The sequence below is a fragment of the Sphingobacterium sp. E70 genome (genome assembly GCF_019285695.1).
GTDB lineage: Bacteria > Bacteroidota > Bacteroidia > Sphingobacteriales > Sphingobacteriaceae > Sphingobacterium > Sphingobacterium detergens.
On the sequence record NZ_CP079104.1, the window covers coordinates 5,576,591 to 5,600,985 of the forward strand.

Sequence of the window (24,395 nt, forward strand, 5' to 3'; positions counted from 1 at the left end):
CCCGCAACTCGCTCAAGGCAGTCGCTATTTTTTGAATAGCATCGCCAAAGGCTACAGCAAAACTTTCAAAAAGTTTGTTCCCAATAGTGCGGAAGTAGAAAGGGCAGCTTTTTCAGCTGCAAACTCACTCAAACCCACAATAGTAAATTGTTCATCCAAAACAACAAGACTACCAAAATGCTGAAGATTGATCGTATTTTGATTGTTAGATTGAAAAGCAGTATTCATACGTAACCCAAAAACTCCTTATGATATAGCCTAAATATACGAAAAAATTAACACAATTTGAATGGTTATCTGTGGCAAATCGGATGTTTTTATTGGTTAGATTTCAATATTTAAAATTATTTTCTTTTAAAAAAATCGTATTCTACCTGGCAGTTTGTTGCTATATTTATTTCTGTTCGCTGCGGATATGGTTTGCAAGGCCTTTGACGAGCAGTTTCCACTGCGGATAGGATGCACCTATTTTAGCAGCCATCCCAATGATTAAGTTTCTGATATTGTCTCCAAGGCTATGGTTTTCCACGTTGATAATCTCGTTTCGTCCCGCATACTGAATTAAAATGCTGTTGCGTCGTTGTTCTACAAGAAAGGTAGAGGAGGAGACCCCTTCAAAAAAGTGGGCGGTATCTTTATTTTCCGGATGCTGTGGGTCTGGGCAAGGTTTTAGGGTTAAGGCATATAGTTTATATTCGGCCGTTGAATCCTGGATGATATTAACGACATTGACCCAGTTATATCCAGCACTACTGGGAAGACCGGGACCAGGGATATTCAGCCTAATATAGTCATGTAGCGCCAATGGGCGGTCAATAGGCAGTCCAACACTGTTCGTTAATTGAAAAGTCGTCGCTGGAATTGTGGCTAGCTCATACCAGTGATTGACATTCGAGAGACTGGAACATGCAGAATCAAAGGCCAGGTCAGCCATTGCCGTACTCTCAAAATCAATGGATTCGAAGCAATCCAGTTTCTTTCCTTCTTTCTGTTCAGGAATAATATTTTTCATGCCTTTTTACTAAAGAACATAATTCGATTTAATTTGGTTTGATGCGAACAATTGTAAATTATCTATTGGCAAGATCTTTTTCTGACAAGGCCAAATCTGCGAAATACCTATGGCCTACCATGGCGCGTTGGAGTATGTTAAATGTAACTTTAGGAAACAGCAATCCAAACTTTTCCTCTTGTATTTGGTTATTAAGGCATTTGCTTGTCACTTATTATGGATTTAAAATCTAACGAACCTTTTTGGTTGATAAAAAATGGGCTTTTGGCGACTTATCCCTCCCTGCATCAGGACAAAACCTGCGATATTTTAATTGTTGGTGGCGGAATCACTGGCGCCCTCATTGCCCATCAATGTATGGCGATGGGGAAGAACTGTGTGCTTATTGATAAACGGGAGATCGCTAATGGAAGCTCAGCAGCAACAACGTCCATGTTGCAATATGAGATTGATACACCGCTCTATGAATTAAAGAAACTAATCGGTGAAGAGGGCGCTATTGCCAGTTATAAGGCCTGTAGCAAAGCAATAGATGACATTGGTTTACTTACACGGAAAATCAAATCTAAAGCCGGTTTTCGCGCAAAGGAATCCTTATATTATGCCGCACGTAAAAAGGATATTCCATGGCTAAAACAGGAATTTCATGCGCGGGAATCTGCAGGATTTGCCGTCAACTGGCTATCTGCGGCCGAAATTCAAGCGCAATATGGGCTAGCCAATGTGTATGGTGGGATACTTTCCGGACAGGGCGCTAGTATGGATGCTTTTTGCTTTACCCATGAACTATTGGTTTATAATGTAAAAGCGGGATTGGAGGTATTTGATAAGACGGAACTTGTCTCTGTTAAAAGCAATGGGCAGGGCACTGTGGTCACCGTATCTACAGGTGCAACGATCCGTACAAAAAAATTATATATTGCACGGGCTATGAGACTGTTTCGGTTATTCCTGAGAAGTTTGTGGACTTGTTAAGTACCTTCGCGATTGTCTCCGAAGTGGACTCTACATTGTATCAACCGTATAAAGACGTATTGATCTGGAACACTTCCGACCCTTACCTTTATATGAGAACGACCGATGATGGTCGATTTTTGATCGGGGGAGGATGAAGAGTTTCGCGATCCACAGAAGCGAGATGCCTTAATTGCCAAAAAGTCGGAGAAGCTAGAAAAGTCTTTTCACAAAATATTCAATAAACCTTTCTTTAGAGATTTTAGCTGGGCGGGAACTTTTGGGGTAACCAAAGATGGCTTGCCGTATATTGGTGAACATAAGGCGTTTAAAAACAGCTATTTTGTCTGTGGTTTTGGTGGCAATGGGATTACATTTTCGGTCACTGCAATGGAAATGGTGGCCTTTTGGTTAGAAAATAGAAAGCATCCCTTGTCCGAATGGTTTAAATTTGGACGATAGCGGATTAGCTATATTTTAACAGGAAGCGAAACAGTTTGTTTTCTAGCTTGCTGAGCGTCAATTTTTCCTTGATAAATGGAAATCTTCCTTCCATAAATGTCATCTGTATAGCTGGATGGATATAATAATTTTCAGAAACTGTTTTGGTATTGCCCAGCTGCTTGGCGACTGTCTTTATAACCCCATTCAGCTGTTTTTTTCGCGTATTTAAATCTTCCCCTTGCTTTGTTTGGGATAAAAGGTTGAACGCTTCGCGGCTGGCGCCCCAAATACGGATATCTTTACAGCTGATCTGGCCGGGACAATGATCCCGTAGATAAGCATTGAATATGCGACCGCAAAATCTACTTTCACAAGATGTTTTATCAAGCTGAAAAAGCCTTTTCCCTTTAAACTGGAGTAGTTCGCTAAGTAATTTCGCTTGCTGCTTGTCTTTCCAGGATTTTTCCTGAAAGACACCCTTTTACCCTTATAGGCTAATATGATTGTATTGTCGGTTATTTTTACATGTCTTTTTCGAGTGTACTGAGTCCATAAGATTTATTTTCTAAGGTATAACGCTTGTTTCCAATCCGTACAAGCGAGCTATCCATTATCTTAAAGGCAATTGCACATAGTTTTTCCATATCCCAGTCCTGATGTTTCAAATGTCGGGAGGTTATTTTTCTGAGCTCTTGCAGATACTGTCCCATATAAAGTATATGCTTAAATTTCTCTGTCTGTTTTTGCTGAACAAATTTGCGATGATAGATATATTGTTTACGGCCCTTCTGGTCAAAACCATAAGCTTGTAGATCACTCCTGGCATTTTTTGAAATCCACACAGCTTTCCAGTTTGGCGGAATAACCAAATGATTTATTCTGTCCAATACCTTTGTATCGGTAATCGCTTTACCTGAGTCATCAAAGTATTTAAAGCTTTGTTTAACTTTACGTCTTGTGTATCCTTTGGTATTTATTATCTTCATACAGGTAGTTTATGGAGCTTAATGATGCTGTATTTTAATAAAAAGATCCTCATTTATTGAGCTAATAAGGATCTTAGGTCTTCGGATAAAAGCGAGATGAATTAAGATGCATTATCCGTAATGTTTTGATGTATTCATGTGCTTCAAGTTGTATGGCGAGCTGTTTTTCAATCAGAAGTAATAAATCGTGTGTAATTTCCCAATCTTGATTGTCAACAACATCTTTATAGGTCTTTTTAAAAGCATCTTCGCCTTGTTCACAACTTGATAATAAACTTTTTCGTCGTTTCCTGAAACGACAGATTTGATATCCATCCATACCCTAAAGAGTTTGCCACTGACCATTGTACCCTCGGTAGCCGCCTGAGCTTGTTGCTCCAGATAAGGTTTGAGTTCCTCAATAAATAGCTCGGATTGACTCATATATTCGACAAAGATGTCATTTAAGCCTTCAATATGGAGTCGTGTTGCTATTTCAATTGCTTTTTTATACCCGGCGATACGGTCATTATTGATTTGTATCAAATCATTGATTAAAGTACTATCATTGATTGTTATCGTTTCCATGTCGTATGATTTTTATGTGATTAAATTATCTTTCCACCTAAGAACTGAAGCAGGAACTGTTCCGTTGGGAAAAAGAAGGACAGGTATTTCTACGCTGTTGATCAATAGGCAAAATGCCGGTGCTAAGATCTATCAATCAGTTGGGGTATTGCGCAGACAAAAAGAGATCACTTTATTTAGCTAAAGCGATCTCTTTTTTAGCATGTATTTTATTTTGTTTTATTTAAAGAAGCAGGTTTCTTTTCCTCTTCCATATTGCCCTTAGTTTGTTTTTTATTTGTTGCAGTGGTTGAAGCTGGCAGAACGATTGTCTTATTATTTCCCTTTCCGATAGGACCACCACAAATAATCAGCAAAACCGGCATGTAGTACTGATCGAATTTTATGATTTTAGACTTCATATAGCTGTTTTTTTGTACTGTTAAATTTTGTGAAGGACTTGTTTTATGTTAACAATAAAAATGATATTTGGTTTTATTTAAGTTGATATACTTTTAACTGCTTTTGTAATTTCTTACGTGTCATATGTATTCTCGTCTTTATTGTTCCTTCTGGCATCCCAAAATAGGAGGCAATTTCATGATATTTATAACCTTCCAGAAATAACTGGAAAATTTGGTAATTTTCTTCCGAAAGGTTGCACATCGCCTTTTCGATGTCGTCTGATACGAATTTGTTTTCACCTTTATTCGATTCAGTTGTATTGTAGGCTTCGAGGCCAATGTAGGTTTCATGAATGTCGTTCGTTCGCTTGGCTTTGCGATACTGATTAATGTAAACATTTTTCATGATTACGTACAGCCAGGACATTAATTTGGGATGCTTAATAAAGTCATCGATCGACTTCAATGCGCGAATAAGTGTCTCCTGAATCAAGTCCTCCTTTTCGTCAGGATCAGTAGTGAATTTTCCCGCGAAATGTTTCAATAAGCTTCTTTTTTCTTCGACCAGCAAGTTTAAATTGGAATTGTTCATGATATCTTTCGTTTATTAAAATGATTGATTTTCTTGAAAGATTGGTGCAATTAGAGTGCTAATTTTTTCTGAAATTGAGCTGTTAATGTTTGTTTAAACAGCTAACTGCGGAAAATACGTATAGCCGTATTTTGACACCTTGTAGCTGAAACGCTACAATGAAGGCTAGTTTATTCGAAAAATAAAGCCTTTATGACTGTCTGCCCAAACTTTTTTTTTGCAGGTCAATAGGGTATTTATTCCCTAAAAAAATGTCCTAATTACGGGGCTTGATAATGAAAATTTAATCAGGTAAACTGTCTGCCTTTGTAGCCAATTGGAACAGTTTTTCATTTTTTATTGAACTAAAGATTCTTGAACAGGGTTATTTTAATAAAGATTAGCAAACAAAAATAATTACATATGAAAGAATTAAAGAAATTAATACCTATGATTGCTATTGTACTATTAGGTAGCACAACCTTGTTTTCCTGTAAAAATTCCTCCAAAAATAATCAGGAGGGAAGCGGACAATCGGATAATATTGCCCCGAGTGATGCCGATGAGACAAGGTACAACTTGAGTGAGCAGCAAAAGATGAGTATGCAGAAGGATACGACCTTGCTGGACTCCACACAAAAGGATAGTTCAAAGGATGTCAAACATTAGACATGCTATCAGCGCCTCAATAGGAAACCGTTAATAAAAAACTCCCTTTACGAAGGGAGTTTTTGATTATGAACGAATCGCCTTGATTAGGTTTTCCTTAGTCATTTTATGGCGGCCTTTTATTCCGATTTTCTTTGCTTCCGTAAGCAATTCTGCTTTACTTCTTTCATCCAAATCAGCGCTTTTTCCACCTTTTTTTCCTGAATCGGGCGTATTGGCTATACGCGCGGACTTTTCCTTACTGTAACCTTCACGACGTAAAGCTTCGTATTTCGCATCATCTTTGATCTGTTTGCCATGATTTTTAGTCATATCGTTTTATTTTTAATTCTTGATTATATGCCTTTTTCTTCCACGTCCTCCTCCTGGTCAGCGTCGGGCGGATAGATATCCTCCTCTTCATGATCCGGCCTCTGTGGATGTTTTTCATGTTCTGGATCGATATGGTCCAGATCATCTCTTTCACGTTGCTCTTCCTCTGTAGGGTCGGGGCCGGTAGCACTTTCCGGATAATAGTTATCCGGTGTTACTTCTTTCAAGTCAGGAACCTTTGGAGCTTTGCGTACGGGTGTGCCGCTATCCGTACCTGGACTATTGCCGATAGGGTCTATTTCGTTTAGTAGTATAAAAGCATCTTCAAATGTCATCGGCGCACCACTACGAAATTGAATTGTTGTTCTCATCATTCCTTTTTACTAAATGAACAGCTGTCAGTATCGAATCGTTGTCTTTTTGTGCGATGGAGCTGCTATTGGATGGGATAAGATAGTTTCTGTACTAAAAATGAAATTAATAATAAATACAAAACTTTTCAACCATGTAGCTTGTTATTAAACTAAAGTAATTTATTAAAAAAGATACTATGAGAAAATTTGCACTACTTTTATTGGTTACAGGCGGTATTTGTTTACAGGCAAACGCGCAAAAGATCGAAACTACACCACAGATGTCCTCCGATGTCGGTGTTGAGCCTATCCGTCAAGGCAACTGGATGGTCGGTGGATCAATCGGTAGTCTGGGTTATAGTTTCGAAGGAAAGTCGTTTAATGCCGCATTGCAACCGCGCGCAGGCTATTTTGTGTCAGACGGTTTAGCAATCGGTGCACAGGCTAACCTGGGTTTGCGAACACAGAAGGATGCGGACAACGAATGGACCTATGGTATAGCACCTTTTGTTCGATACTATTTTCCTCAAGGTGGCTCGTCCACAGGACGTTTTTTCGGTCAGGGTGACATCGGTATCTCGGGAGCTCAGTTGGAAAAAGTGCTGCATTGGCATTAGGAGCAAATGTTGGTTATGCGCATTTTATTACCAGAACTGTAGCCTTGGAAGCAACTTTCGGTTACAATTATAGCAAGGCCAGCATTAATACCGGTACTGGAGCGAGTGGTTTGGGTGTAGGCGTTGGGTTCCAGATCTACTTGCCAGGTAAAAATAAACCTTACTCCATGGGAGACCTTTAACATCAAGTTTCCATTCCGAAAGGTTTGGAAACTTTTTTTCAATCGACCATGTTAATCAGGGTATTCCCAATGCAATTAGGGAATCGGAAATGCTAGGTAGGGGCCTGTAATAATAGTATGACTCCTGCCATGACCCCATAGTCAGGCCAGGTAGTCGAACGATAAACGGACGTATAAATACGGTGGACTTAAAATTAAACACTTGTTCTGTTTTTAGTCGTTGAATTTTTGAAACATTTAACCTTTGACAACTGTTCTATCATTAGAAAACACAATAACAATGGTAAAAGCAAAAGATATTGGATTGATACTTAGAGATCGAATGGGAAAATGGTCTTCCTACAATATTCCATTGCTAAAGGAATGTCATTTGAAGGATAAGATCGTTAGAAGCAACGAACTTGAAGGCATATTTGTTATCGGGAATATTGCTACAGGTTTGTATATTTTTTCACTTTATAAAAACCGCTTCATTGATCTAATGGGTAAAAGTATCGGAATGGAAGAAATATGTGAACATTTCGATGAATATAAACAAACGTTGATATAAAAACTTTAATATAATATATAGTATATCATTTCATTTTTAAACTAAAAGGAAGTATTATGAGTAATTTAACATGGAAAGGACGTTGGAACGAGTTAAAAGGAAAAGTAAAGCAACAATATGCTGATTTGACCGATGATGATTTGTTATATGCAGAAGGTAAAGAAGATGAGTTGTTGGGTAAGTTGCAACAAAAAACTGGTAAGACAAAAGAAGAGGTGGAAGATTGGTTAGATAAAATGTAAGCATTCGATTAATTGTAAACTTACATATAAGAAGAGAATGCGGTCAATCTAGTTGACCGCATTTTTTGTGCTTTATAATGAAAAGATGGGCTTGTCAATTTAATGGCGAGCCGATATACAGCGTTCATCAGTCCTACGTGGCTATATGCCTGTGGGAAATTGCCCCATTGGCTACCATTATCTTCCGTAACATCCTCACTGAATAAGCCCAGATGGTTACTGTAGGTCAACAGCTTTTCCAGTATTTCTTTTGCTTCTTCAACTCTTCCTACGCAGGCCAAAGCTTCCACATACCAGAATGCACAAACTAAAAAGGTAGATTTGGGTTTGCCAAAATCATCTTGGTGTTTGTAACGGTAAAAGAGTCCATTTTCACCTTTCAGTTCTTTTTCAAGCATTTCGAGATGCTGCCAAGCCCGATCTGATTTGGGATCTAAGTAATCCATGACAATCAGCTGTAGTGTGCTGGCATCTAAATTTCGGCTGTTCAACGCATTTTGGTAAACTTTTCTTTCTTCGTCATAGCAAGCTTCAATATAAGTGGCTGCCTTTTCGAGCAAAACAGAGGCGCGCTGTTCCATATCTTGATAACCATTTTGGCGGGCGATAAGCAAAGCAGCCTTGCAGCCGACCCACTGAAAAAGGTTGGAATAACAATGGTGGTTGGCAAAATTTCTGAATTCCCAGATTCCGGCATCTTTTTCATCGATCGTTGCTTCGATTTTCTCCAGAATAAAGTTTACCCAGCCCAGTACATTTTTGTTCTCGTGGACTTTGAAACGTTGGTCTGTAAACAGTGGGAGTAAGGCTATCATTGCCTGTCCATATACATCGTTTTGGATATGTTCGAATGCTTGATTGCCGATGCGAACGGGGCCGCTATCCTGATATCCTTTTAGATAGGGTAGAATATGCTCTGTTAATTCGGAGGTCCCCAGTATGCCATATAGGGGTTGAAGCCTGCCCGGGTTGTGATGTGTAATACCAGCGATATAGTTGGCAAAACTTTCCATTTCTTCAAACTGACCAATATGCGTCAATGCGGTCAATACATAATAGCTGTCACGGACCCAGCAATAGCGATAATCCCAGTTCCTTCCTGAGTCCGGAAATTCGGGTAGGCTGGTGGTCGATGCGGCAATAATAGCTCCTGTATCTTCATATTGGTGCAATTTGAGTACCAGGGCCGAACGAATCACTTCTTTTTGGTAGATATTGGGGATACTACATCTTTTAATCCAGCGCTGCCAGTAGCTCAATGTTTTGACAAAGAAGTCTTCACATGTGCTGGCAATCGCAGATTCGAAAGCTGCATCATAGGTCAATATAAGATATTTATTCTCGCTGATAATTGTCCAGCTGTCCTCTTGAAAAAAATGTGATATCGGTACATCTGTCGTCAGGCGAATGCGTTCACCGATATCAGCGCTACTATAGAGAATATGGTTGCTTCCCGCGTGGCTTTTAACGCATTACGACCATAATTTCCCGTGGGCTGACATTGGATATTAACGCTGGGTGCACCGCGTAGCGGTTCTATTTTACGGATCAACATCAGCGGTTTAAAATATCGTCCAAATTGTTCGAATCGGGGTGCGAAATCTGTTATGCGATAGGCAAAAGATTCAGTATGGATTTCTGTACAGAGTATATTTGAATTTTTGATGTAATACTGTTTCGTTTCTACAATTTCTTCTTCGGGTTTTACGACGAAACAGCCCCTTGGTTTTTATCTATTAGACCACCAAAAACGAAACTATCTTCAAATGATGGCCAACATAACCAAGAGATATTACTGTTAATGTCTACATGCGCTATATAGGAACAGTTGCCAATGATACCCGCTTGATACATATGTCTGTTTGCTGTCTTATTTTCCTTCATGATTTATAATAAGTTGATTTAAAAATTGAAGTACATCTTCCTGTTGATCCAAATAATATTTTGCTGCCGATTTATTGTTGCCAACTTTTATGCTAATAGTAGAGCGGGGTAGATATTTGAAAAGATCTTCATCGGTGACATCATCACCGATAGCCAATAGAAAATCGGCTTTAATATGCCCCGCGATTTCTAGGGCAGCTTTTCCTTTGTTGACTTCGGTATTCTTAACTTCAATTACGGCATTTCCATCAAGGAGCTGTAATCCATAGTCATTTAACATAGGATTTAAAATTTCCTTCAGTTCTGCGGCTTTGAGTTCTCCGAGTCCTTGTTCCACTTTACGGTAATGCCAGGCCAAGGAGTATGGTTTGGCTTCTATATAGGCACCGGGTGTCTGATCAGCCAACTTTTCCATCAGCTTTTTGACTTCTGGCATCCAGTGTAGTGCCAAGCCCTTTTGTAGGCCCAGTTAAAGTTGGGAAAATTAGACCATATCCCATGTTCAGCGACCAAATAGTAGGAGCGCCCATCAAACCAGGTAGATAAGCTCTCCTGCGAACGCCCGCTGATGATGACCAACGTATTGAGCGGATCGGCGATAATACTATCCAGGAGATTGTACAAAAGAACCGTTGGGCTAGCTTTCTGGGCATGATTTTGAAATTTGACCAGTGTGCCGTCATAATCCAAAAAAAAGAGCCTGTTATGGCTTTGTCTGTACCGTTCAGCGATACTGTTAAAAACTTTATCTGAAATTCGCCTTGCCCATTCATCACGTTGTATGGCCTTTGTTTCTGCCATTCGATCTAGAAAAAGGCGAACCCAATGATGTACGTTGAACTTCTGTATAATCTGGCGATTAGCTTCTGTACGTTCGCGAATCTCTTCTGGTGGCATTCTAATCGCATGATAGATACTATCCGCAGTTTCAACTCGGTTGTATGGGTTGACAATAAGCGCATCTACGAGTTCCTTCGAAGCACCTGCAAATTCACTCAGAATCAATACACCATCAGAATTGGTCTTACAGGCGATATATTCCTTGCTAACGAGATTCATGCCATCTCTCGTCGAAGTAATCATACATATATCAGATGCAATATAGAGTCCTATAAGTTCTTCAAAAGGAAGGGATTTATAAAAATAGAGTACGGGAGTCCAACTCAGATTGCCATAAATTGAATTAATCTCGCTGACTTTTCGGTTGATTTCATCTTTCAGTTTTTATATTGTGACACCTTATCTCTGGAAGGAACGATCAGCATATACAGTACGACTTTGGAATGCCATTCCGGATATTTTTCCAGGAAGGTCAGGAAAGCACGTAGTCTTTCCAATATGCCTTTGCTATAGTCAAGCCGGTCTACTGATATTATTATTTTTGGTTTGGAAAATGACTGCGAAATTGGGTGGCGATGGCATTAACTTCGGGAAGGGAACTCGTGCGGACAAACTTGTCGTAGTCTATTCCCATGGGGAATGATTCTACAAATATATGTCTATCGCTGTATTTGAGCTGATTGTGACCACAAGGTACATGCAATACTTTTTACAGGCATTAAGAAAATTTTGGCTATCTGCAAAGGTGTGAAATCCAATAAGATCCGCGCCGAGTAAACCTTCAATAAGCTCTTTCCGTTGGGGAATATTCATAAATAGCTCCTCTGAAGGGAAGGGGATATGATGAAAATAGCCAATATTGAGTTCCTGATTTTCTTGACGTAATAATTGTGGCAGCAGCATGAGCTGATAATCCTGTACCCAGATAAAATCGGGAGAATGCGGTGCCGAAAGCGCAGCATCACAAAATTTTTATTTACAGCAACATAAGTTGACCAGTATTCCCGATCAAAATGGATATAGCTCGGTTGATAGTGGCATATTGGCCATAGGACCTCATTGGAGTAACCTTCATAGAAATTGTGGATTTCTTCTTTTGATAAAAAAACGGGGAGCAGATTCATCGGCTTGAGCAGTGCGATGATTTTTCTTTTTCACTGTCATCTTTGGGAACTATTCCAGGCCAGCCAACCCAGCAGATTTCAGTAGAGTCAAAGGCCGAATTTAGGCCAGTAGCCAAACCACCAGCACTAGGTTTGATGATAAGCTTGTCTTTTTTTTCGTTCTATTTGTATCGGCAGTCTATTTGAAATTATTATTTTTTTTTTATTCTTCATAAAAATATTAGATCGATTTATTTGCAGTGTAGAAGAGTTATAATGAATATAACGATGGGTGCGTATCCATATAACTGAACAAACCCTAGCTCAAAATCGTTTTGATTAATTCAAATAAAGTCTATTGGTGATTTTTATCGGACTTAAATAGAAAATTTAGGTAATAGTTAGTTCCGCTTTACTTTTAGCTGTAAATAGAGTCGATAATTATTTCAAAAAAGACCTGTAGTATTCGCTACAGGTCTTTTTATGGCGTGTTCAGTCTTATGAAACGCTCGGGATGTCTATTTTTTCCTTGACCAGTCGGTCTCTCATAAACTCATCCAGGATTGTCCCCAATCGCCCCGAAATTTCACCAAGGATACTTTCCCAATCTTTTACTGTACCATCACAGTTATCTGAAACGATCTTGATACTGTGAAAAGGCAGGTTTTTGAGCAAGCAGAAATTTGCCAGCGCATAGGATTCCATATCAAAGGCCAAAGGGTTCAGGTGTTTGATATCTTGATAGAAGGCCGTATTGACATTGATAAAACGGTCTGAAGTCAGCAGTGCCTCTTCGTAGTCAAATTTGTCAAGGGAAACCGATTCGATTACTCCTTGTCCTTTTAGGAAAAGTGTATTTTCTAAAAAGAATCCATCTGTATAAGCATCACCTTGAGCATAGTAGTTTGGATACAATACATGCCCAATTGGGTATCTTGTGCATCCGACCGTGCCAACATTCAGTAGAACAGGGTTGATGCCCAGTGCTTTGATGTCTTCATAGAGCGTTGCCAACGACAAAAGCGCGTTTACTTTTCCAACACCTATTTCATAGATGAAGGTTGATTTATTTTCGGTAGTAAAAGATAATTCATTTTTATTTGCTACCAGAATGATTGTTTCAATCTCTTTGTTAAGAATCATTTAATTTTCTTCAATATAAGGGTATTCGAAAGCGAGCTCTCCAGCATTGATTAAATGCAAGAAATTGACACAGGCTTGTTTCGATGTAGTGAAATCCATGAATGTGTAGTTACCACAGCTGATCGGATTTTGAAAAGGTACTTCGTATCCTTCAGTCAAAATCGTTTCGAGCACTTCTTTCATCAATTCGGCTACAGCTTGGGGACTTCTGTCTGTACCCGCTAAGACCACATAAAATCCGGTGCAGCATCCCATTGGACCAACATAGATGACTTCATCTCCCAAAATTGTTCTAATTTCTGTCGCAAAACAATGCTCCAATGTATGCATCACCTCCGGAGACAACATGCGTTCCGGTGAATTCGGTCTGATCATGCGGATATCGTAAGTCGTATAGCTTTCAATAGCGCTACTATTGGTATTGGAAGCTTTAGCATATATCCCTTGTTTCAATTTGGTATGGTCTACCGTGAAACTATTTACTTTTGCTTTTTCTTTTGTATACATCTTATTCTGTACATAGCTATAAAGTCCAGGACTTTACAGGGGTTAAAAGTTGAATTTATAATTCCTACAAAGGTAGTAGATATTATTGAAAAGATGGATGAAAAAACTATTTTAACACTTCATAATGTTCCACTGTCGGGAAGGGGTCATAATAGTGATGTAATAGTTTTTCCCATTCCTTAAATAATTGAGATTCTCTGAAACCTACTGTATGATCCTCTAAAGTTTCCCATTCGACCAATAGGATGTATTGGTTATCCTTTTCAAGGCATTTGCGGAGTGAATGTGTTATATACCCTTTGCTGGCGCTAATGTACTGGCAAGCAGTTTTATAATCACGTTCGAAATTAGACTGTTGTCCCTCGATAATTTGTAGTACGGCTACTTCTAAAATCATAATTTGTTTTTTTAAATATATAGTCAAGTAAATATATCAAATATTTCCACGATAAAAAAGGTCTAAGTGTCAGTAATGATAGCTTTCAGGCCCTGAGAAGCAATAATGTCTAAAACGAAAGGTATCCCTGGGTTGCGGTTTTCGGCATTCCAAACCAAAGATAAGGTAGTTCGTTGTGCTAGGCCATCTAGTTCAAGAAAACGTACATCAACCTGATAACCATTTTTAAAGACGCCGGTACAATGGCGACGCCTAGTCCTTGTACCACCATATTAAATATGGTTAATGCATTTACTGTCCGGAGTGTAACTTTTGGTGTAAACTGATGATCCTGAAAAATACTCATGACCAAATCATAATAGGAGTGACTGTAATTTTTGGAAAACAGAATAAAAGATTCGTCCTTTAATTGGTATAGATCAGGTTTCTCCTGTTTTAACAGGGGATGATTGTTTGGTAGCACCAGACTGAAATGTTCTGTATGGATAGGAAGGCTATGCAGTCCTATCGGTGTTTCGGAAAGACGGACAAAACCGAAATCAAGTTCTTTTTTTTGAATAAGATCCAATTGTGTTTCATTGGCAAGTTCGTGTAGTGACAGTTCGATGTCGGGTTGCTTTTGTTTGAGGGTGAGCAACAACTGAGGTAATATTGTTTGTACTGCTGATCCGATAAAGCCCAACTTTAGGGTGCTGATCTTGCCGTTGGCCAAACTCTGGAGCTGCGTTTCAATCTGATCCAGATGCCTAAACAGTTCTTTCACCTCGTCAAAGAGATAACCTCCGGCCTCCGTTAAGGAGACATTTCTTTATTGCGCTCAAACAGCGTTACGTGATAGTTTTCTTCCAGTTGCTTGATCTGTCGACTCAGCCCCGGCTGGGCAATGAACAGCCGTTCAGCAGCTTTTCTGAAATGGAGCTCTTCGGCTAATACTTTAAAATAGAGAAGATGTCTAAGTTCTATCTGATAATTCATGGTTATCAATTGATGATAAAAATGGTATTTCTAATTATTAAATATAGCGGCTAAATTTGAGAAAAGCTTTATAACAATGGAAAAATTTTTATACGGTAGTGGACATTTAACCAGTTCCATTGCCTTGGCAATAGCAAAAGGGGAAGTTAAAGGGGAGATCTCAGCAGAAGTGAAGGCAGCTATCGATCAGAGTGCAGCCTATGTACGCCAGATTGTCGAACGTGGGCAGGTGGTTTATGGTATCAATACCGGCTTTGGTCCGCTTTGTACAACACTGATTGATGCGGATCAGACGCAGGTGCTGCAGGAGAATATCCTGAAGAGCCATGCTGTAGGGATGGGCGAGCCCATCGCAAATGATTTGGCCAAAGTGATGCTTATATTGAAAGTTCATGCATTGGCCAAGGGCTTTTCGGGTGTTCAGTACAGTACATTGGAACGTATAATATGGCATATCGAGCAGGATGTTATTCCTGTTGTACCCAAACAGGGGTCAGTTGGTGCTTCGGGGACCTGGCACCATTGTCCCATCTTTTCCTGCCCCTGATTGGGCTTGGCAAAGTGAATGTCAAGGGTGAGATTTATACAACGGCAGATATTTTAGTGCAACATGGTCTTAAGCCTGTTCAATTAGGTGCTAAGGAGGGATTGGCCTTGATCAATGGGACACAGTTTATGGCTGCTCATGGTGTGAAAGCTGTAAGCGAGTTCAACAGAGTACTTCAAAATGCGGATATTATTGCTGCGTTGATGATCGAAGGGCTGAATGGATCCATTAAACCTTTCTTTTCCGAATTACACCAACTGCGTCCACATGCTGGCAATCGCTATGTTGCTTCAAATATCCATTCCCTACTTTATGGGTCAGCTATTTTAGAAAGTCATAAAGATTGTTCGCGTGTTCAGGATCCGTATTCTTTACGTTGTATCCCACAGGTGCATGGCGCTTCACGTAATGCATGGCTTCACTTAAAGGACACGATCGAGGTTGAAATCAACTCGGTAACAGATAATCCTGTTATTATAAACGATGAATTAACGATCAGTGGCGGCAGTTTCCATGGACAGTCCATTGCTTTGCCTTTGGATTATGCGACACTTGCCGTATCGGAAATAGGTAATATATCAGATCGGAGGGTGTATTTATCCCTGGAGGGGCAAACCAATGGGGTGCCTAAGTTGTTGATGAAATCGACAGGACTTAATTCTGGTTTTATGATTCTCCAATATAGTACGGCTGCTATTGCAAGTGAGAATAAGGGTTTGTGTTTTCCAGCAAGTGCGGATAGTATCCCAACATCACTGGGACAAGAAGATCATGTGAGTATGGGTTCCATTTCGGGTAGAAAGTTACTACAGGTGATCGACAATGTGGATAAAATACTAAGTATTGAATTGTTATGCGCAGCACAGGCGAAGGATTATCATCACCCGCTGCGGTCTACTCCGGCATTGGAAGCGGTTCATGAACGCATACGGCAGTTTATTCCACATATTGAATCCGATCAGCCAATGGAAGCTTTGTTAACGAATGCATTGGAATTGGTCAAATCGGGTGAACTGATTACCCTACGTCAGCAGACTAATCCGCAGCAAGATGTTGAGACCGCGTTGGTAGAACGTTTTGATACATTTTAGATTGGCATATCATGGAAAAAGATTTAAAACTTATAGGTCCTTTCAGGCAATTATTGACAATGGATCATATTTCATTGAAAGGTGCTATAAAGGATAACGAATTACAGATCATTGATCATGCTGGCATTTTGATTGAAGGAGAAATCATTCAAGAGATAGGTGATTTTGAGCTTTTATGTCAACAATGGCAGGAAAGAGCTACCATCATCCATCTTGAAGGTGATCAGGTTGCTTTACCAGGCTTCGTGGATTGCCATACCCACATTAGCTATGCAGGGCAGCGGGCAAATGATTTTGCGCTTCGTAACGCAGGTTCTTCCTATCTGGAAATTGCGGAATCCGGCGGGGAATTTGGAGTACGGTATCCCAGACAAGAGCCAGTGCTGAAGATGAACTGGTACAACTGACTATCGATCGTTCCGGTTTTTATTGCGGCAAGGTATTACAACTATCGAAGTTAAAAGTGGTTATGGTCTTCAAGTTGAAGAAGAACTTAAGATTTTGCGCGCTATTAAGAGGGCAAATGACCAAACTGCTGCGGATTTAATACCGACTTGTCTAGCAGCACATATGCTGCCACGGGACTATAAGGGATCGGCAAAAGATTACCTTGATTTGATGGAGGCAGCTCTCTTCCCAGAATTGAAAGCACAGCAGTTGGCCAATCGGGTGGATGCTTTTATTGAAAAAACAGCATTTGACGCCGAAACGATCAGACCGTACTTGCAACGGGCCAAAGAAATGGGCTTCGATTTGACGGTTCATGCAGATCAGTTCAGCACCTCCGGAAGTCAAGTTGCAGTGGAATTAGGAGCACGATCCGCTGATCACCTTGAAGCGTCTACTGCAATCGAAATTGAGCTTTTGGCACATTCAGATACCGTTGCGGTGGCATTGCCTGCGGCATCTATTGGTATCGGTTGTGCTTTCACACCGGCACGCAAACTGTTGGACGCTGGTGCAAGTTTAGCAATCGCAAGTGACTGGAATCCGGGGTCCGCGCCGATTGGCCAATTGCTGACCAGTGCCTGTATATTGGCAACAATGGAAAAGCTCAGCAACGCGGAGGTTTTGTCAGCATTGACCTTCCGGGCAGCACATGCCTTGAATCTGCATGATCGCGGGAAACTGGCAAAGGGAATGCGAGCGGATTTTAGTTTATTTCAGACCAATAATTATCAAAATATCACTTATTATCAAGGAAGTATGCAGCCTTCGGCTGTCTGGAAAAATGGTAAGGAAGTGTTTTCAATTGAACGATGATGGACAATGTATTTAGTCGTGTAGTCGCAGAAGGTATCCCTTCGCAGCTACCCCCAAGATAGCGCGTGATCTGACTGTAAGTCATGCACCACGACGCAAAGATATTCTTTCTAAAAAAGAGGAAAAGCTTGCGCTCAGAAATGCCCTGCGTTACTTCCCAAAATCATGGCATGCAGAATTGGCACCGGAGTTTCTGGCCGAATTAAAAGCGTACGGAAGGATCTATATGTATCGTTTTAGGCCAAGTTATGAAATGTATGCACGTCCAATAGCAGCCTACCCGGCAAAAAGTAAACAAGCAGCAGCCATTATGCTGATGATTCAGAATAACTTGGATCCTGCTGTTGCCCAACATCCCCATGAGTTGATTACTTATGGCGGTAATGGTGCCGTATTTCAAAATTGGGCACAATACCGCCTGACGATGCATTATCTTTCGCAGATGACGGATGAACAGACGTTGCATATGTACAGTGGTCATCCAATGGGTTTATTTCCATCTTCGGAACATGCTCCCCGGGTTGTTGTCAGCAATGGTATGATGATTCCGAATTATTCGAAACCCGATGATTGGGAGCGGTACAATGCGCTTGGTGTCACCCAATATGGGCAGATGACTGCAGGTTCCTATATGTACATTGGCCCACAAGGTATTGTGCACGGAACAACAATTACGGTCATGAACGCTTTCCGTCGGCAGCTTCCAGTTGGAGAGTCTATCCAAGGAAAAGTGTTTTTGACCTCCGGCCTTGGGGGATGAGTGGTGCACAGCCAAAAGCGGGTAATATTGCTGGCTGCATTACCGTCTGTGCTGAGGTCAATCCTACAGCCGCGAAAAAAGACACGAGCAGGGTTGGGTAGATGTATTGGTGGAAGATATTGCCCAATTGGTGGAGCAGGTTCGCATAGCGATGGATAAAAAGCAGACGATATCCTTTGCTTATATTGGTAATATTGTGGAGGTCTGGGAAGCCTTTGACCGTGAGCATATTTATGTGACTGTTGGATCTGACCAGACATCGCTTCATAATCCCTGGTCTGGAGGTTATTATCCAATGGGCTTATCTTTTGACGAGTCCAATGTGTTGATGGCCACCGATCCGGATAGATTTAAGCAGCTTGTTCAGGCAACTTTAGTTCGTCATGTAGATGCCATTAATAATCATGTTGCCAAGGGTACATATTTCTTCGACTATGGCAATGCATTTCTGCTGGAAAGTAGTCGTGCCGGAGCGGCAATATTGGATTCGGAAGGAGATAAATTTATATATCCATCTTATGTTCAGGATATTTTGGGTCCCATGTGCTTTGACTATGGTTTTGGTCCTTTTCGTTGGGTATGTACCTCCGGAGAGGCTACAGATCTGGAAAAGACAGATCAGCTTGCAATGGATGTACTGACATCGCTTCAGGCGATAGCGCCAAAGGAGATCCAACAGCAGATGTTGGATAACATCCAATGGATCAAGGAGGCCGGAAAGAATAAGTTGGTTGTGGGCTCACAAGCCCGTATCCTGTATGCTGATTCTAATGGCCGTATCGCTATTGCCAAAGCATTTAACGAAGCCGTTCGAAACAGAGAACTTGCTGGTCCAGTTGTATTGGGACGAGATCATCACGATGTCAGTGGAACGGACTCCCCTTATCGGGAGACGAGTAATATCTATGACGGAAGCCAGTTTACCGCGGATATGGCGATACATAATGTAATAGGTGATAGTTTTCGAGGTGCAACCTGGGTCTCCATTCACAATGGCGGCGGTGTTGGCTGGGGCGAAGTAATCAATGGTGGTTTCGGGATGTTGCTTGATGGTTCGGTAGCCGCAGATGGTAAACTGGAGAAAATGTTGTACTTTGATGTGAATAATGGTATCGCTAGGCGTGCCTGGGCACGTAATAAAGAGGCAAATCAAGCCTTGGATAGTGCAATGGCAAGTAATCCAACGCTACAGGTTACCCGGGCACAACTGGTGGACGACCATATTATTGATGAATTGTTTAATGACAACGAATGAATCTTTTACTTAACCAGCGGGACTTATATATAAGGGGAGACCAGGCCGTCTGGAAAGGGCGAATCGACGGCGAACAAAGGGATTGGATGCGCTGGCATCAATTGATGGAATGTACGGACCTGTTGGTCGATCCCAATTTGAATCGGTCAGTGGTGTTCTTGGGGTTTTGCAGTGACGAAGGTGTCGCCCGCAACCAGGGACGGGTAGGTGCGAAAGATGGACCTGGCGCTATACGAAACGTACTTGCTAATCTGCCGGTACATTTTTCATCTGAACTACAGCTTAAAGATGCTGGTGATATTTTGCTTAAAGATAGTGATTTAGAGTCTGGTCAAATGGCGCTTGGTTATGCTGTGTCTTCAATTCTTAAAGCAGGTGGATTTCCTATTGTATTGGGGGTGGACACGAGGTGACTTATGGGCATTATCTCGGCATAAAAGATTTTGTGGCTGATGGTGGACATAAGGTCGGTATTATCAACCTGGATGCTCATTTGGATATGCGTGCACTTGCTGGAGGGCAGGGGAATTCAGGAACAGGATTTTACCAGATTGAAGCGGATCGTGAAGGTATGGGCCAATCGTTTCATTATATGGCGATTGGTATACAGGAGATCAGTAATACAAGTGGTCTTATCAACTATGCAAAGTCCAAGCATACGCAGATTATCGAACGAAGAGATCTGGTTCCAGGTAAGCTTAATGCTATTAAGGAGCAAATTGAAGTATTTGCCAGTCAGGTTGATTATATATACTTAACTGTCGACCTGGATGCTTTTGCGGCTCCTTATGCACCCGGCGTAAGTGCACTAGCCTTTAATGGTATTGTTCCGGATGATCTATTTTTCGATTTGTACAGTGCTATTGTGGGGCTGCCTAATTTGAAATCCATGGATATCGCAGAGTTAAACCCATATTTTGATATCGATGCCCGTACAGCAAAACTGGCGGCGGATCTTATCTTTAAATTTTTAAATAGGTTTTAATCGATTGTATTTGGATAGGTCTTGGTGAAATAAGACTTGTCTAAATGATACAAGCAGGTTAGATCTTTCATAGAAAGATCTAACCTGCTTGTATGTTTTTTCGTTGCACTAGAAAAGTACATCAGCCAACTCCGCTTGTTTGTCAAAGACTGACTTTGCAAAGGGACACAGGGGAGGATTTTGAGATGTTCTTTTCGGGCAAAGGCTACGGCAGCCATCAATAGTTGTTTGCCTAATCCCTTGCCGGTATAGTTTTCGTTGACTTCGGTATGGTCAATGATAAACTTTGTTGGTCCAGCCCAGGTATATGTCATTTGTGCAGCTGATTTTCCTTGATCTACTACCTCAAAACTGCCATGTTTTTCGTCGTTTTTATGTACTACTTCCATTGATGATAATTTGATGTGTTATATAAAAGTATATCCAAAATAAACAAAATCTGGTCAACATTATCCTTGAATTGTTTATCCTGTCGAATATTGCTGAAAATTGACCAAGTGATGTTAGGCTGATCGGGATTAATCAACGTTGTGCTAAGGGCTGTCTGCTCTTTTGCCAAATAAATGCTAAAATATATAGATATACTAAATATGTTAGTATATTTGTTTTAGGAATGACTATGAATCGGAGCAAAAAACAAGAGTTTGCCATTGTGGATATAGAAACCACAGGGGTAATGCAAAATCCAGCCGGATTACTGAAATTGCAATCGTTATACACGACGGTAATCGCGTGCTGCATCGTTGGGAGACTTTGGTAAATCCAGGGGTTGAAATTCCGAATTCTATTTTTGCACTTACGGGTATCGACAATGAGATGGTTGCGGATGCGCCATTATTTGAGGATGTTGCACCAGAAATTTATACATTATTGAAAGATCGTGTTTTCGTTGCCCACAATGTCAATTTTGATTATTCCTTCATTCGTTTTCAGCTTCAGGAGGCCGGAATAGACTGGTCTTCCATTAAATTATGTACCGTACGCTATGCCCGTAAGATCAAACCGGGGCTTTTATCCTATAGTTTGGGACGTTTGTGTGATTACCTCGACATACCCATCGAAAATAGGCACAGGGCAGGTGGTGATGCCGATGCAACAGCGATTCTTTTCGCCTATCTTCGTGCGCTCGATACAACGCAGGTGTTTCAGGAAATGATCAAACACAAGGCGATCGATCAGCGGTTTCCGCCGCATTTAGATCGGAAGGAATTTGAGCAATTGCCAGATACCGCCGGTGTTTATTATTTTCATGATAGAAATGGGAAGGTGATCTATGTGGGGAAGGCGGTCAATATCAAGAAAAGGGTGTTATCCCACTTTACAGGTAACAATATTCAGGCGCAGCGACAAAATTTTTTAAAGAGATCTATCACATTAGTTACGAGTCTTGTGGCACAGAACTAATGTCCCTGCTACTGGAATGTGCGGAGATTAAACGACTTTGGCCCAAATATAATCGGGCACTCAAACGGTATGAACCAAAATTTGGTTTGTTTTGCTATGAGGATCAAAATGGGTATCTCCATTTGGCAATAGGTAAAATGAATCGGATCCAGGACTGCATTCAGTTATTTCAACGGGAATATGATGCCATTCAATTATTACAGTCCTTTATGAAAGAAGGAGAGATTAGCGCTCAGTTTTGTCATTTTGGCACTGCTAGTTTGGCAGCTAAATCCGTCAGTCGAGCTGATTTGCCTGACAAAGCACTGCATAATACACGTGTGGAGCGTTGTATTGATGAATGGTTAAAACAAAGGCCATCTTATGTATTTATAGATAAGGGGCGGAGTATAGAAGAAAAGAGCTGTATTGTCATTGAAAATGGCCGGTTTTATGGCATGGGCTATATTGATCTATATGGTCAATATGCTGATTTAGCAGATATCAGAACCCAGGTAAAGGTTTATCCAAGCAATCATTATATGATGGAGCTGGTCAGGCAAATGGCCGAACGCTATCCCAATAAGGTGCATTTTCTGACTCAAAATCCGGCTGGGCTTATAGCTGCTGAACCTGACACTGATTATGACAAAATTGCCACAGACAAGCTCTTCCAATAAGTTGATCTATTATTCGATAATATAGTCAGGCGATCCGGAAAGGGGAGATTCGTCATATCAATCTCAGCAATTTGTTAAAAAAATGTGAAATATAAAATCGACACTCTTTTTGGTCTAATAGTTGAAATATTCCTTGTGTAGAATAATAAAAAAGACTTTTCATAATTTAGGTTAATAATTGGTTAGTTAAGACCTGGGGCTCCCAACCTCAGGTCTTTTTTTATATACAGAGACAGCGTCTGTCGTTGCTCCTATAGATGGAAAGTGCTTGCGAGATGAAATTAGACCTAGTTCTTTTTGTTAAAAAGCACTTTTGGCTATTTTATCTTGTAACAGTAATGGTTTGTATATCAAATTATTGCGATTTGTCCCCCTTTTGTCCCCCTTGTTTTTTTTCTCTATAGGGTTAATTTGACTTACTTTAGTACATGCATACTGTAATGGCGGAATTAGTAAACAAATATGGGGCGTTTTCTAAAAGTAGCTACGGTATATCTTATCCATATCTTTATATATAAAAAGGGCCTAGGCCCTTTTTTTTTGTGTCGTTCTGCTGGAGCTGTCTACTTTGTAGACAGTAGAAAATACCGAATTTTTTGCTTCAATAAACCTAGATTTTGATGTAGATATTCTTTTTCTGAGGAATAAGGCTACTAACCAATTGAGGAAAACAAACAATAGGGCAAATAGTACTGACCCTAGTGTTTGGTTTGTCCAGTTTCCAAATATCGCCTGATAGCTAAAATCCCAGAGGTTTTGTTTTGTATTTGGTATCAAAATAAGGGCACATAGGCTGGGAACAATTCCACTCAGACAATAGATGAAAAGTGTGTTCTTACCAAAGTCGTCAAACACACTGTATAGCGGACCTTTGATCTTTAGAAAATCAATCAGATAAATTAACAGACTCAGAAAAGCTAAGGCTATCCCGGTTGTGAATAGGCAATAACTGCTGGTCCAGATCTTTTTATTGATGGGGAAGGCAAAAGACCATAAATATCCGGCTACCATCAAGGCCAGTCCCCAGGCAAATAGCCTGATCAACTCTTTCTTTCCGCTAATCTTTGAATAATATATTTTCCGGTAATATAACCAAAAACAGTTTGACTGATTGCAGCGGGTGCGCTCCAGATATCTTCGGGATCAAATGCTTTACCTTCACCATGATAAAGGTGAGATGCACCGAAAAGCTTGATGTCCAAAGCTGTTCCAAACCATCCTTCCAAGCTATAGGGATCATTGGGGTTGGCTATATAGCAGATTAACCAATAGAAAAGTAGCAGAAAGATACTCGTGATAACGGCTCCCTTGTCTTTGAGGTAATAGATTAATAGTGCACTGCAAAAATAGCATAAGGCAATACGTTGTAAAACACCAAAGTAGCGGTATTTTTCCATGGACAGCCACTCCAGCTGATGCTGGCTATTCCATTCCACAAAAGGGAAAATATTTAATAAGAAGCCGATCAGAAATAATAATAGAAATCTTTTGCTGATTTTTTTAGAAATACCGCAGATGGGATTTCTTCCATTTTTTTAAAGAGAAAGCCATTGAATTTCCTACGGCGAACAGGAAAAAGGGGAAAATAAGATCTGTAAATGTACAGCCATGCCAAGCGGAATGTTCCAGCTGCGGATATACATGGTGGTAATTTCCTGGATTATTGACCAGTATCATGGCTGCAACGGTAAATCCACGAAATATGTCTAATGATTTAAAGCGGTTCATAAATTGATGTAA

Annotated in this window: 32 protein-coding genes and 6 pseudogenes; 15 read left to right on the top strand and 23 right to left on the bottom strand. The window is 40.5% G+C overall.

Features of this window, described 5'->3' with window-relative positions:
• Nucleotides 1–51 precede the first annotated feature (51 nt).
• Nucleotides 52–228, bottom strand: a complete 177-nt coding sequence (locus KUH03_RS39890) for a hypothetical protein (protein WP_257090157.1) — start codon at nucleotides 226–228, stop codon at nucleotides 52–54.
• Nucleotides 229–394: 166 nt separating this feature from the next.
• Complete coding sequence (locus KUH03_RS39895; protein WP_257090158.1) at nucleotides 395–1,012, bottom strand: hypothetical protein; 618 nt, start codon at nucleotides 1,010–1,012, stop codon at nucleotides 395–397.
• Between the two features lie 216 nt (nucleotides 1,013–1,228).
• Between KUH03_RS39895 and KUH03_RS39900 the strand changes: the two genes are divergently transcribed.
• Both KUH03_RS39900 and KUH03_RS39905 read left to right on the top strand, forming a co-directional pair.
• A complete protein-coding gene (locus tag KUH03_RS39900) occupies nucleotides 1,229–1,987 on the top strand; it encodes an FAD-binding oxidoreductase (RefSeq protein ID WP_257090159.1) in 759 nt (252 codons plus the stop codon).
• A gap of 171 nt (nucleotides 1,988–2,158) precedes the next feature.
• A complete protein-coding gene (locus KUH03_RS39905) occupies nucleotides 2,159–2,428 on the top strand; it encodes an FAD-dependent oxidoreductase (RefSeq protein ID WP_257097778.1) in 270 nt (89 codons plus the stop codon).
• 4 nt (nucleotides 2,429–2,432) lie between these two features.
• On the opposite strand, the pseudogene KUH03_RS49890 reads toward KUH03_RS39905, so the two are convergent.
• From KUH03_RS49890 to KUH03_RS39915, 3 genes and pseudogenes are all read right to left on the bottom strand, one after another.
• Nucleotides 2,433–2,849, bottom strand: a pseudogene (locus KUH03_RS49890) (hypothetical protein); the annotation flags it as partial.
• An 82-nt stretch (nucleotides 2,850–2,931) separates the two neighbouring features.
• Nucleotides 2,932–3,396, bottom strand: a complete 465-nt coding sequence (locus KUH03_RS39910) for a hypothetical protein (RefSeq protein ID WP_257090160.1) — start codon at nucleotides 3,394–3,396, stop codon at nucleotides 2,932–2,934.
• A gap of 171 nt (nucleotides 3,397–3,567) precedes the next feature.
• Nucleotides 3,568–3,963 carry a PA2169 family four-helix-bundle protein gene (locus KUH03_RS39915; RefSeq protein WP_257090161.1) on the bottom strand — a complete coding sequence of 132 codons (396 nt, stop codon included), beginning with the start codon at nucleotides 3,961–3,963 and terminating at the stop codon, nucleotides 3,568–3,570.
• Between KUH03_RS39915 and KUH03_RS39920 the strand changes: the two genes are divergently transcribed.
• Complete coding sequence (locus KUH03_RS39920) at nucleotides 3,962–4,147, top strand: hypothetical protein (RefSeq protein WP_257090162.1); 186 nt, start codon at nucleotides 3,962–3,964, stop codon at nucleotides 4,145–4,147. The two genes, KUH03_RS39915 and KUH03_RS39920, sit on opposite strands and share 2 nt — an antisense overlap.
• Nucleotides 4,148–4,172: 25 nt before the next feature.
• Here KUH03_RS39920 and KUH03_RS39925 read toward each other — a convergent pair whose 3' ends face one another.
• Together KUH03_RS39925 and KUH03_RS39930 are read right to left on the bottom strand one after the other, a co-directional pair.
• Complete coding sequence (locus tag KUH03_RS39925; protein WP_257090163.1) at nucleotides 4,173–4,364, bottom strand: hypothetical protein; 192 nt, start codon at nucleotides 4,362–4,364, stop codon at nucleotides 4,173–4,175.
• A 73-nt stretch (nucleotides 4,365–4,437) separates the two neighbouring features.
• Nucleotides 4,438–4,938 (bottom strand): RNA polymerase sigma factor, encoded by a 501-nt coding sequence (locus tag KUH03_RS39930; RefSeq protein WP_223580154.1) that lies wholly within the window; start codon nucleotides 4,936–4,938, stop codon nucleotides 4,438–4,440.
• 402 nt (nucleotides 4,939–5,340) lie between these two features.
• Here KUH03_RS39930 and KUH03_RS39935 point away from each other — a divergent pair, with 402 nt between their 5' ends.
• Complete coding sequence (locus tag KUH03_RS39935) at nucleotides 5,341–5,586, top strand: hypothetical protein (protein WP_257090164.1); 246 nt, start codon at nucleotides 5,341–5,343, stop codon at nucleotides 5,584–5,586.
• Nucleotides 5,587–5,652: 66 nt separating this feature from the next.
• On the opposite strand, the gene KUH03_RS39940 is transcribed toward KUH03_RS39935, so the two are convergent.
• Together KUH03_RS39940 and KUH03_RS39945 are read right to left on the bottom strand one after the other, a co-directional pair.
• Nucleotides 5,653–5,898 carry a Rho termination factor gene (locus KUH03_RS39940; RefSeq protein WP_120257886.1) on the bottom strand — a complete coding sequence of 82 codons (246 nt, stop codon included), beginning with the start codon at nucleotides 5,896–5,898 and terminating at the stop codon, nucleotides 5,653–5,655.
• Nucleotides 5,899–5,921: 23 nt separating this feature from the next.
• Nucleotides 5,922–6,272: a hypothetical protein gene (locus KUH03_RS39945; protein ID WP_257090165.1), complete on the bottom strand. Its 351-nt coding sequence runs from the start codon at nucleotides 6,270–6,272 to the stop codon at nucleotides 5,922–5,924.
• Between the two features lie 176 nt (nucleotides 6,273–6,448).
• Between KUH03_RS39945 and KUH03_RS39950 the strand changes: the two genes are divergently transcribed.
• From KUH03_RS39950 to KUH03_RS39965, 4 genes are all read left to right on the top strand, one after another.
• A complete protein-coding gene (locus tag KUH03_RS39950; protein WP_257090166.1) occupies nucleotides 6,449–6,868 on the top strand; it encodes a hypothetical protein in 420 nt (139 codons plus the stop codon).
• A complete protein-coding gene (locus KUH03_RS39955) occupies nucleotides 6,859–7,050 on the top strand; it encodes a hypothetical protein (protein ID WP_257090167.1) in 192 nt (63 codons plus the stop codon). The genes KUH03_RS39950 and KUH03_RS39955 overlap by 10 nt, the downstream gene beginning before the upstream one ends.
• Before the next feature lie 280 nt (nucleotides 7,051–7,330).
• The gene (locus KUH03_RS39960; protein WP_223585233.1) at nucleotides 7,331–7,600 is read left to right on the top strand and encodes a hypothetical protein; all 270 of its coding nucleotides are present in this window, start codon (nucleotides 7,331–7,333) and stop codon (nucleotides 7,598–7,600) included.
• 56 nt (nucleotides 7,601–7,656) lie between these two features.
• On the top strand, nucleotides 7,657–7,842 hold the full coding sequence (locus KUH03_RS39965; RefSeq protein ID WP_104382022.1) for a CsbD family protein: 186 nt from the start codon (nucleotides 7,657–7,659) through the stop codon (nucleotides 7,840–7,842).
• Nucleotides 7,843–7,862: 20 nt separating this feature from the next.
• On the opposite strand, the gene KUH03_RS39970 is transcribed toward KUH03_RS39965, so the two are convergent.
• The 10 genes and pseudogenes from KUH03_RS39970 to KUH03_RS40020 form a co-directional block, all read right to left on the bottom strand.
• Nucleotides 7,863–9,167: a glycoside hydrolase family 15 protein gene (locus tag KUH03_RS39970; protein WP_306429323.1), complete on the bottom strand. Its 1,305-nt coding sequence runs from the start codon at nucleotides 9,165–9,167 to the stop codon at nucleotides 7,863–7,865.
• Between the two features lie 545 nt (nucleotides 9,168–9,712).
• Entirely contained in the window at nucleotides 9,713–10,141 is a 429-nt protein-coding gene (gene otsB, locus KUH03_RS39975; protein ID WP_257090168.1) for a trehalose-phosphatase, read from the bottom strand.
• On the bottom strand, nucleotides 10,141–10,527 hold the full coding sequence (locus KUH03_RS47470) for a trehalose-phosphatase (RefSeq protein WP_306429886.1): 387 nt from the start codon (nucleotides 10,525–10,527) through the stop codon (nucleotides 10,141–10,143). Before KUH03_RS47470 ends, otsB begins: the two co-directional genes overlap by 1 nt.
• A gap of 54 nt (nucleotides 10,528–10,581) precedes the next feature.
• Nucleotides 10,582–11,132: pseudogene (locus tag KUH03_RS47475) on the bottom strand (trehalose-6-phosphate synthase); the annotation flags it as partial.
• Nucleotides 11,133–11,211: 79 nt separating this feature from the next.
• Nucleotides 11,212–11,690, bottom strand: a pseudogene (locus KUH03_RS39995) (trehalose-6-phosphate synthase).
• A gap of 477 nt (nucleotides 11,691–12,167) precedes the next feature.
• The gene (locus KUH03_RS40000) at nucleotides 12,168–12,812 is read right to left on the bottom strand and encodes a hypothetical protein (RefSeq protein WP_257090170.1); all 645 of its coding nucleotides are present in this window, start codon (nucleotides 12,810–12,812) and stop codon (nucleotides 12,168–12,170) included.
• Complete coding sequence (locus tag KUH03_RS40005; protein WP_120257880.1) at nucleotides 12,813–13,319, bottom strand: S-ribosylhomocysteine lyase; 507 nt, start codon at nucleotides 13,317–13,319, stop codon at nucleotides 12,813–12,815.
• 106 nt (nucleotides 13,320–13,425) lie between these two features.
• Entirely contained in the window at nucleotides 13,426–13,716 is a 291-nt protein-coding gene (locus KUH03_RS40010; RefSeq protein WP_120257879.1) for an antibiotic biosynthesis monooxygenase, read from the bottom strand.
• A 187-nt stretch (nucleotides 13,717–13,903) separates the two neighbouring features.
• A complete protein-coding gene (locus KUH03_RS40015) occupies nucleotides 13,904–14,479 on the bottom strand; it encodes a LysR substrate-binding domain-containing protein (RefSeq protein WP_257090171.1) in 576 nt (191 codons plus the stop codon).
• A gap of 29 nt (nucleotides 14,480–14,508) precedes the next feature.
• Complete coding sequence (locus KUH03_RS40020) at nucleotides 14,509–14,691, bottom strand: LysR family transcriptional regulator (protein WP_257097785.1); 183 nt, start codon at nucleotides 14,689–14,691, stop codon at nucleotides 14,509–14,511.
• A 76-nt stretch (nucleotides 14,692–14,767) separates the two neighbouring features.
• On the opposite strand from KUH03_RS40020, the pseudogene hutH reads away from it, so the two are divergent.
• From hutH to hutG, 5 genes and pseudogenes are all read left to right on the top strand, one after another.
• Nucleotides 14,768–16,329 (top strand): annotated as a pseudogene (gene hutH, locus KUH03_RS40025) (histidine ammonia-lyase).
• 11 nt (nucleotides 16,330–16,340) lie between these two features.
• Nucleotides 16,341–16,736 (top strand): hypothetical protein, encoded by a 396-nt coding sequence (locus KUH03_RS40030; RefSeq protein ID WP_257090172.1) that lies wholly within the window; start codon nucleotides 16,341–16,343, stop codon nucleotides 16,734–16,736.
• 22 nt (nucleotides 16,737–16,758) lie between these two features.
• Nucleotides 16,759–17,592 (top strand): amidohydrolase family protein, encoded by an 834-nt coding sequence (locus tag KUH03_RS40035; protein ID WP_257090173.1) that lies wholly within the window; start codon nucleotides 16,759–16,761, stop codon nucleotides 17,590–17,592.
• A 313-nt stretch (nucleotides 17,593–17,905) separates the two neighbouring features.
• Nucleotides 17,906–19,604: pseudogene (locus tag KUH03_RS49895) on the top strand (hypothetical protein); the annotation flags it as partial.
• Nucleotides 19,605–19,711: 107 nt separating this feature from the next.
• Nucleotides 19,712–20,592, top strand: a pseudogene (gene hutG / locus KUH03_RS40050) (formimidoylglutamase).
• On the opposite strand, the gene KUH03_RS40055 reads toward hutG, so the two are convergent.
• Nucleotides 20,589–20,981, bottom strand: coding sequence for a GNAT family N-acetyltransferase (locus KUH03_RS40055; RefSeq protein WP_257090174.1), 393 nt, complete (start codon nucleotides 20,979–20,981; stop codon nucleotides 20,589–20,591). The pseudogene hutG and the gene KUH03_RS40055 sit on opposite strands and share 4 nt — an antisense overlap.
• 343 nt (nucleotides 20,982–21,324) lie before the next feature.
• On the opposite strand from KUH03_RS40055, the gene KUH03_RS40060 reads away from it, so the two are divergent.
• Both KUH03_RS40060 and KUH03_RS40065 read left to right on the top strand, forming a co-directional pair.
• Nucleotides 21,325–21,996 carry an exonuclease domain-containing protein gene (locus KUH03_RS40060; protein ID WP_257090175.1) on the top strand — a complete coding sequence of 224 codons (672 nt, stop codon included), beginning with the start codon at nucleotides 21,325–21,327 and terminating at the stop codon, nucleotides 21,994–21,996.
• The gene (locus KUH03_RS40065; RefSeq protein WP_257090176.1) at nucleotides 21,996–22,655 is read left to right on the top strand and encodes a hypothetical protein; all 660 of its coding nucleotides are present in this window, start codon (nucleotides 21,996–21,998) and stop codon (nucleotides 22,653–22,655) included. Before KUH03_RS40060 ends, KUH03_RS40065 begins: the two co-directional genes overlap by 1 nt.
• Before the next feature lie 525 nt (nucleotides 22,656–23,180).
• Here KUH03_RS40065 and KUH03_RS40070 read toward each other — a convergent pair.
• The 3 genes from KUH03_RS40070 to KUH03_RS49900 all read right to left on the bottom strand — a co-directional run bounded on the left by KUH03_RS40070 (nucleotide 23,181) and on the right by KUH03_RS49900 (nucleotide 24,383).
• Nucleotides 23,181–23,699 (bottom strand): hypothetical protein, encoded by a 519-nt coding sequence (locus KUH03_RS40070; RefSeq protein WP_257090177.1) that lies wholly within the window; start codon nucleotides 23,697–23,699, stop codon nucleotides 23,181–23,183.
• A complete protein-coding gene (locus tag KUH03_RS40075) occupies nucleotides 23,696–24,091 on the bottom strand; it encodes a hypothetical protein (RefSeq protein ID WP_373564572.1) in 396 nt (131 codons plus the stop codon). Before KUH03_RS40075 ends, KUH03_RS40070 begins: the two co-directional genes overlap by 4 nt.
• Before the next feature lie 64 nt (nucleotides 24,092–24,155).
• Nucleotides 24,156–24,383, bottom strand: a complete 228-nt coding sequence (locus KUH03_RS49900) for a heparan-alpha-glucosaminide N-acetyltransferase domain-containing protein (protein ID WP_373564573.1) — start codon at nucleotides 24,381–24,383, stop codon at nucleotides 24,156–24,158.
• Nucleotides 24,384–24,395 lie beyond the last annotated feature (12 nt).

Coding starts and splice junctions, on each gene's coding strand:
- KUH03_RS39890 (WP_257090157.1), bottom strand. CDS start 228: ATGAATACTGCTTTTCAATCTAACAATCAAAATACGATCAATCTTCAG.
- KUH03_RS39895 (WP_257090158.1), bottom strand. CDS start 1,012: ATGAAAAATATTATTCCTGAACAGAAAGAAGGAAAGAAACTGGATTGC.
- KUH03_RS39900 (WP_257090159.1), top strand. CDS start 1,229: ATGGATTTAAAATCTAACGAACCTTTTTGGTTGATAAAAAATGGGCTT.
- KUH03_RS39910 (WP_257090160.1), bottom strand. CDS start 3,396: ATGAAGATAATAAATACCAAAGGATACACAAGACGTAAAGTTAAACAA.
- KUH03_RS39920 (WP_257090162.1), top strand. CDS start 3,962: ATGTCGTATGATTTTTATGTGATTAAATTATCTTTCCACCTAAGAACT.
- KUH03_RS39915 (WP_257090161.1), bottom strand. CDS start 3,963: ATGGAAACGATAACAATCAATGATAGTACTTTAATCAATGATTTGATA.
- KUH03_RS39925 (WP_257090163.1), bottom strand. CDS start 4,364: ATGAAGTCTAAAATCATAAAATTCGATCAGTACTACATGCCGGTTTTG.
- KUH03_RS39930 (WP_223580154.1), bottom strand. CDS start 4,938: ATGAACAATTCCAATTTAAACTTGCTGGTCGAAGAAAAAAGAAGCTTA.
- KUH03_RS39935 (WP_257090164.1), top strand. CDS start 5,341: ATGAAAGAATTAAAGAAATTAATACCTATGATTGCTATTGTACTATTA.
- KUH03_RS39940 (WP_120257886.1), bottom strand. CDS start 5,898: ATGACTAAAAATCATGGCAAACAGATCAAAGATGATGCGAAATACGAA.
- KUH03_RS39945 (WP_257090165.1), bottom strand. CDS start 6,272: ATGATGAGAACAACAATTCAATTTCGTAGTGGTGCGCCGATGACATTT.
- KUH03_RS39950 (WP_257090166.1), top strand. CDS start 6,449: ATGAGAAAATTTGCACTACTTTTATTGGTTACAGGCGGTATTTGTTTA.
- KUH03_RS39960 (WP_223585233.1), top strand. CDS start 7,331: ATGGTAAAAGCAAAAGATATTGGATTGATACTTAGAGATCGAATGGGA.
- KUH03_RS39965 (WP_104382022.1), top strand. CDS start 7,657: ATGAGTAATTTAACATGGAAAGGACGTTGGAACGAGTTAAAAGGAAAA.
- otsB (WP_257090168.1), bottom strand. CDS start 10,141: ATGGAAAAGTTGGCTGATCAGACACCCGGTGCCTATATAGAAGCCAAA.
- KUH03_RS47470 (WP_306429886.1), bottom strand. CDS start 10,527: ATGGCAGAAACAAAGGCCATACAACGTGATGAATGGGCAAGGCGAATT.
- KUH03_RS40000 (WP_257090170.1), bottom strand. CDS start 12,812: ATGATTCTTAACAAAGAGATTGAAACAATCATTCTGGTAGCAAATAAA.
- KUH03_RS40005 (WP_120257880.1), bottom strand. CDS start 13,319: ATGTATACAAAAGAAAAAGCAAAAGTAAATAGTTTCACGGTAGACCAT.
- KUH03_RS40010 (WP_120257879.1), bottom strand. CDS start 13,716: ATGATTTTAGAAGTAGCCGTACTACAAATTATCGAGGGACAACAGTCT.
- KUH03_RS40020 (WP_257097785.1), bottom strand. CDS start 14,691: ATGAATTATCAGATAGAACTTAGACATCTTCTCTATTTTAAAGTATTA.
- KUH03_RS40030 (WP_257090172.1), top strand. CDS start 16,341: ATGGAAAAAGATTTAAAACTTATAGGTCCTTTCAGGCAATTATTGACA.
- KUH03_RS40055 (WP_257090174.1), bottom strand. CDS start 20,981: ATGGAAGTAGTACATAAAAACGACGAAAAACATGGCAGTTTTGAGGTA.
- KUH03_RS40065 (WP_257090176.1), top strand. CDS start 21,996: ATGTCCCTGCTACTGGAATGTGCGGAGATTAAACGACTTTGGCCCAAA.
- KUH03_RS49900 (WP_373564573.1), bottom strand. CDS start 24,383: ATGAACCGCTTTAAATCATTAGACATATTTCGTGGATTTACCGTTGCA.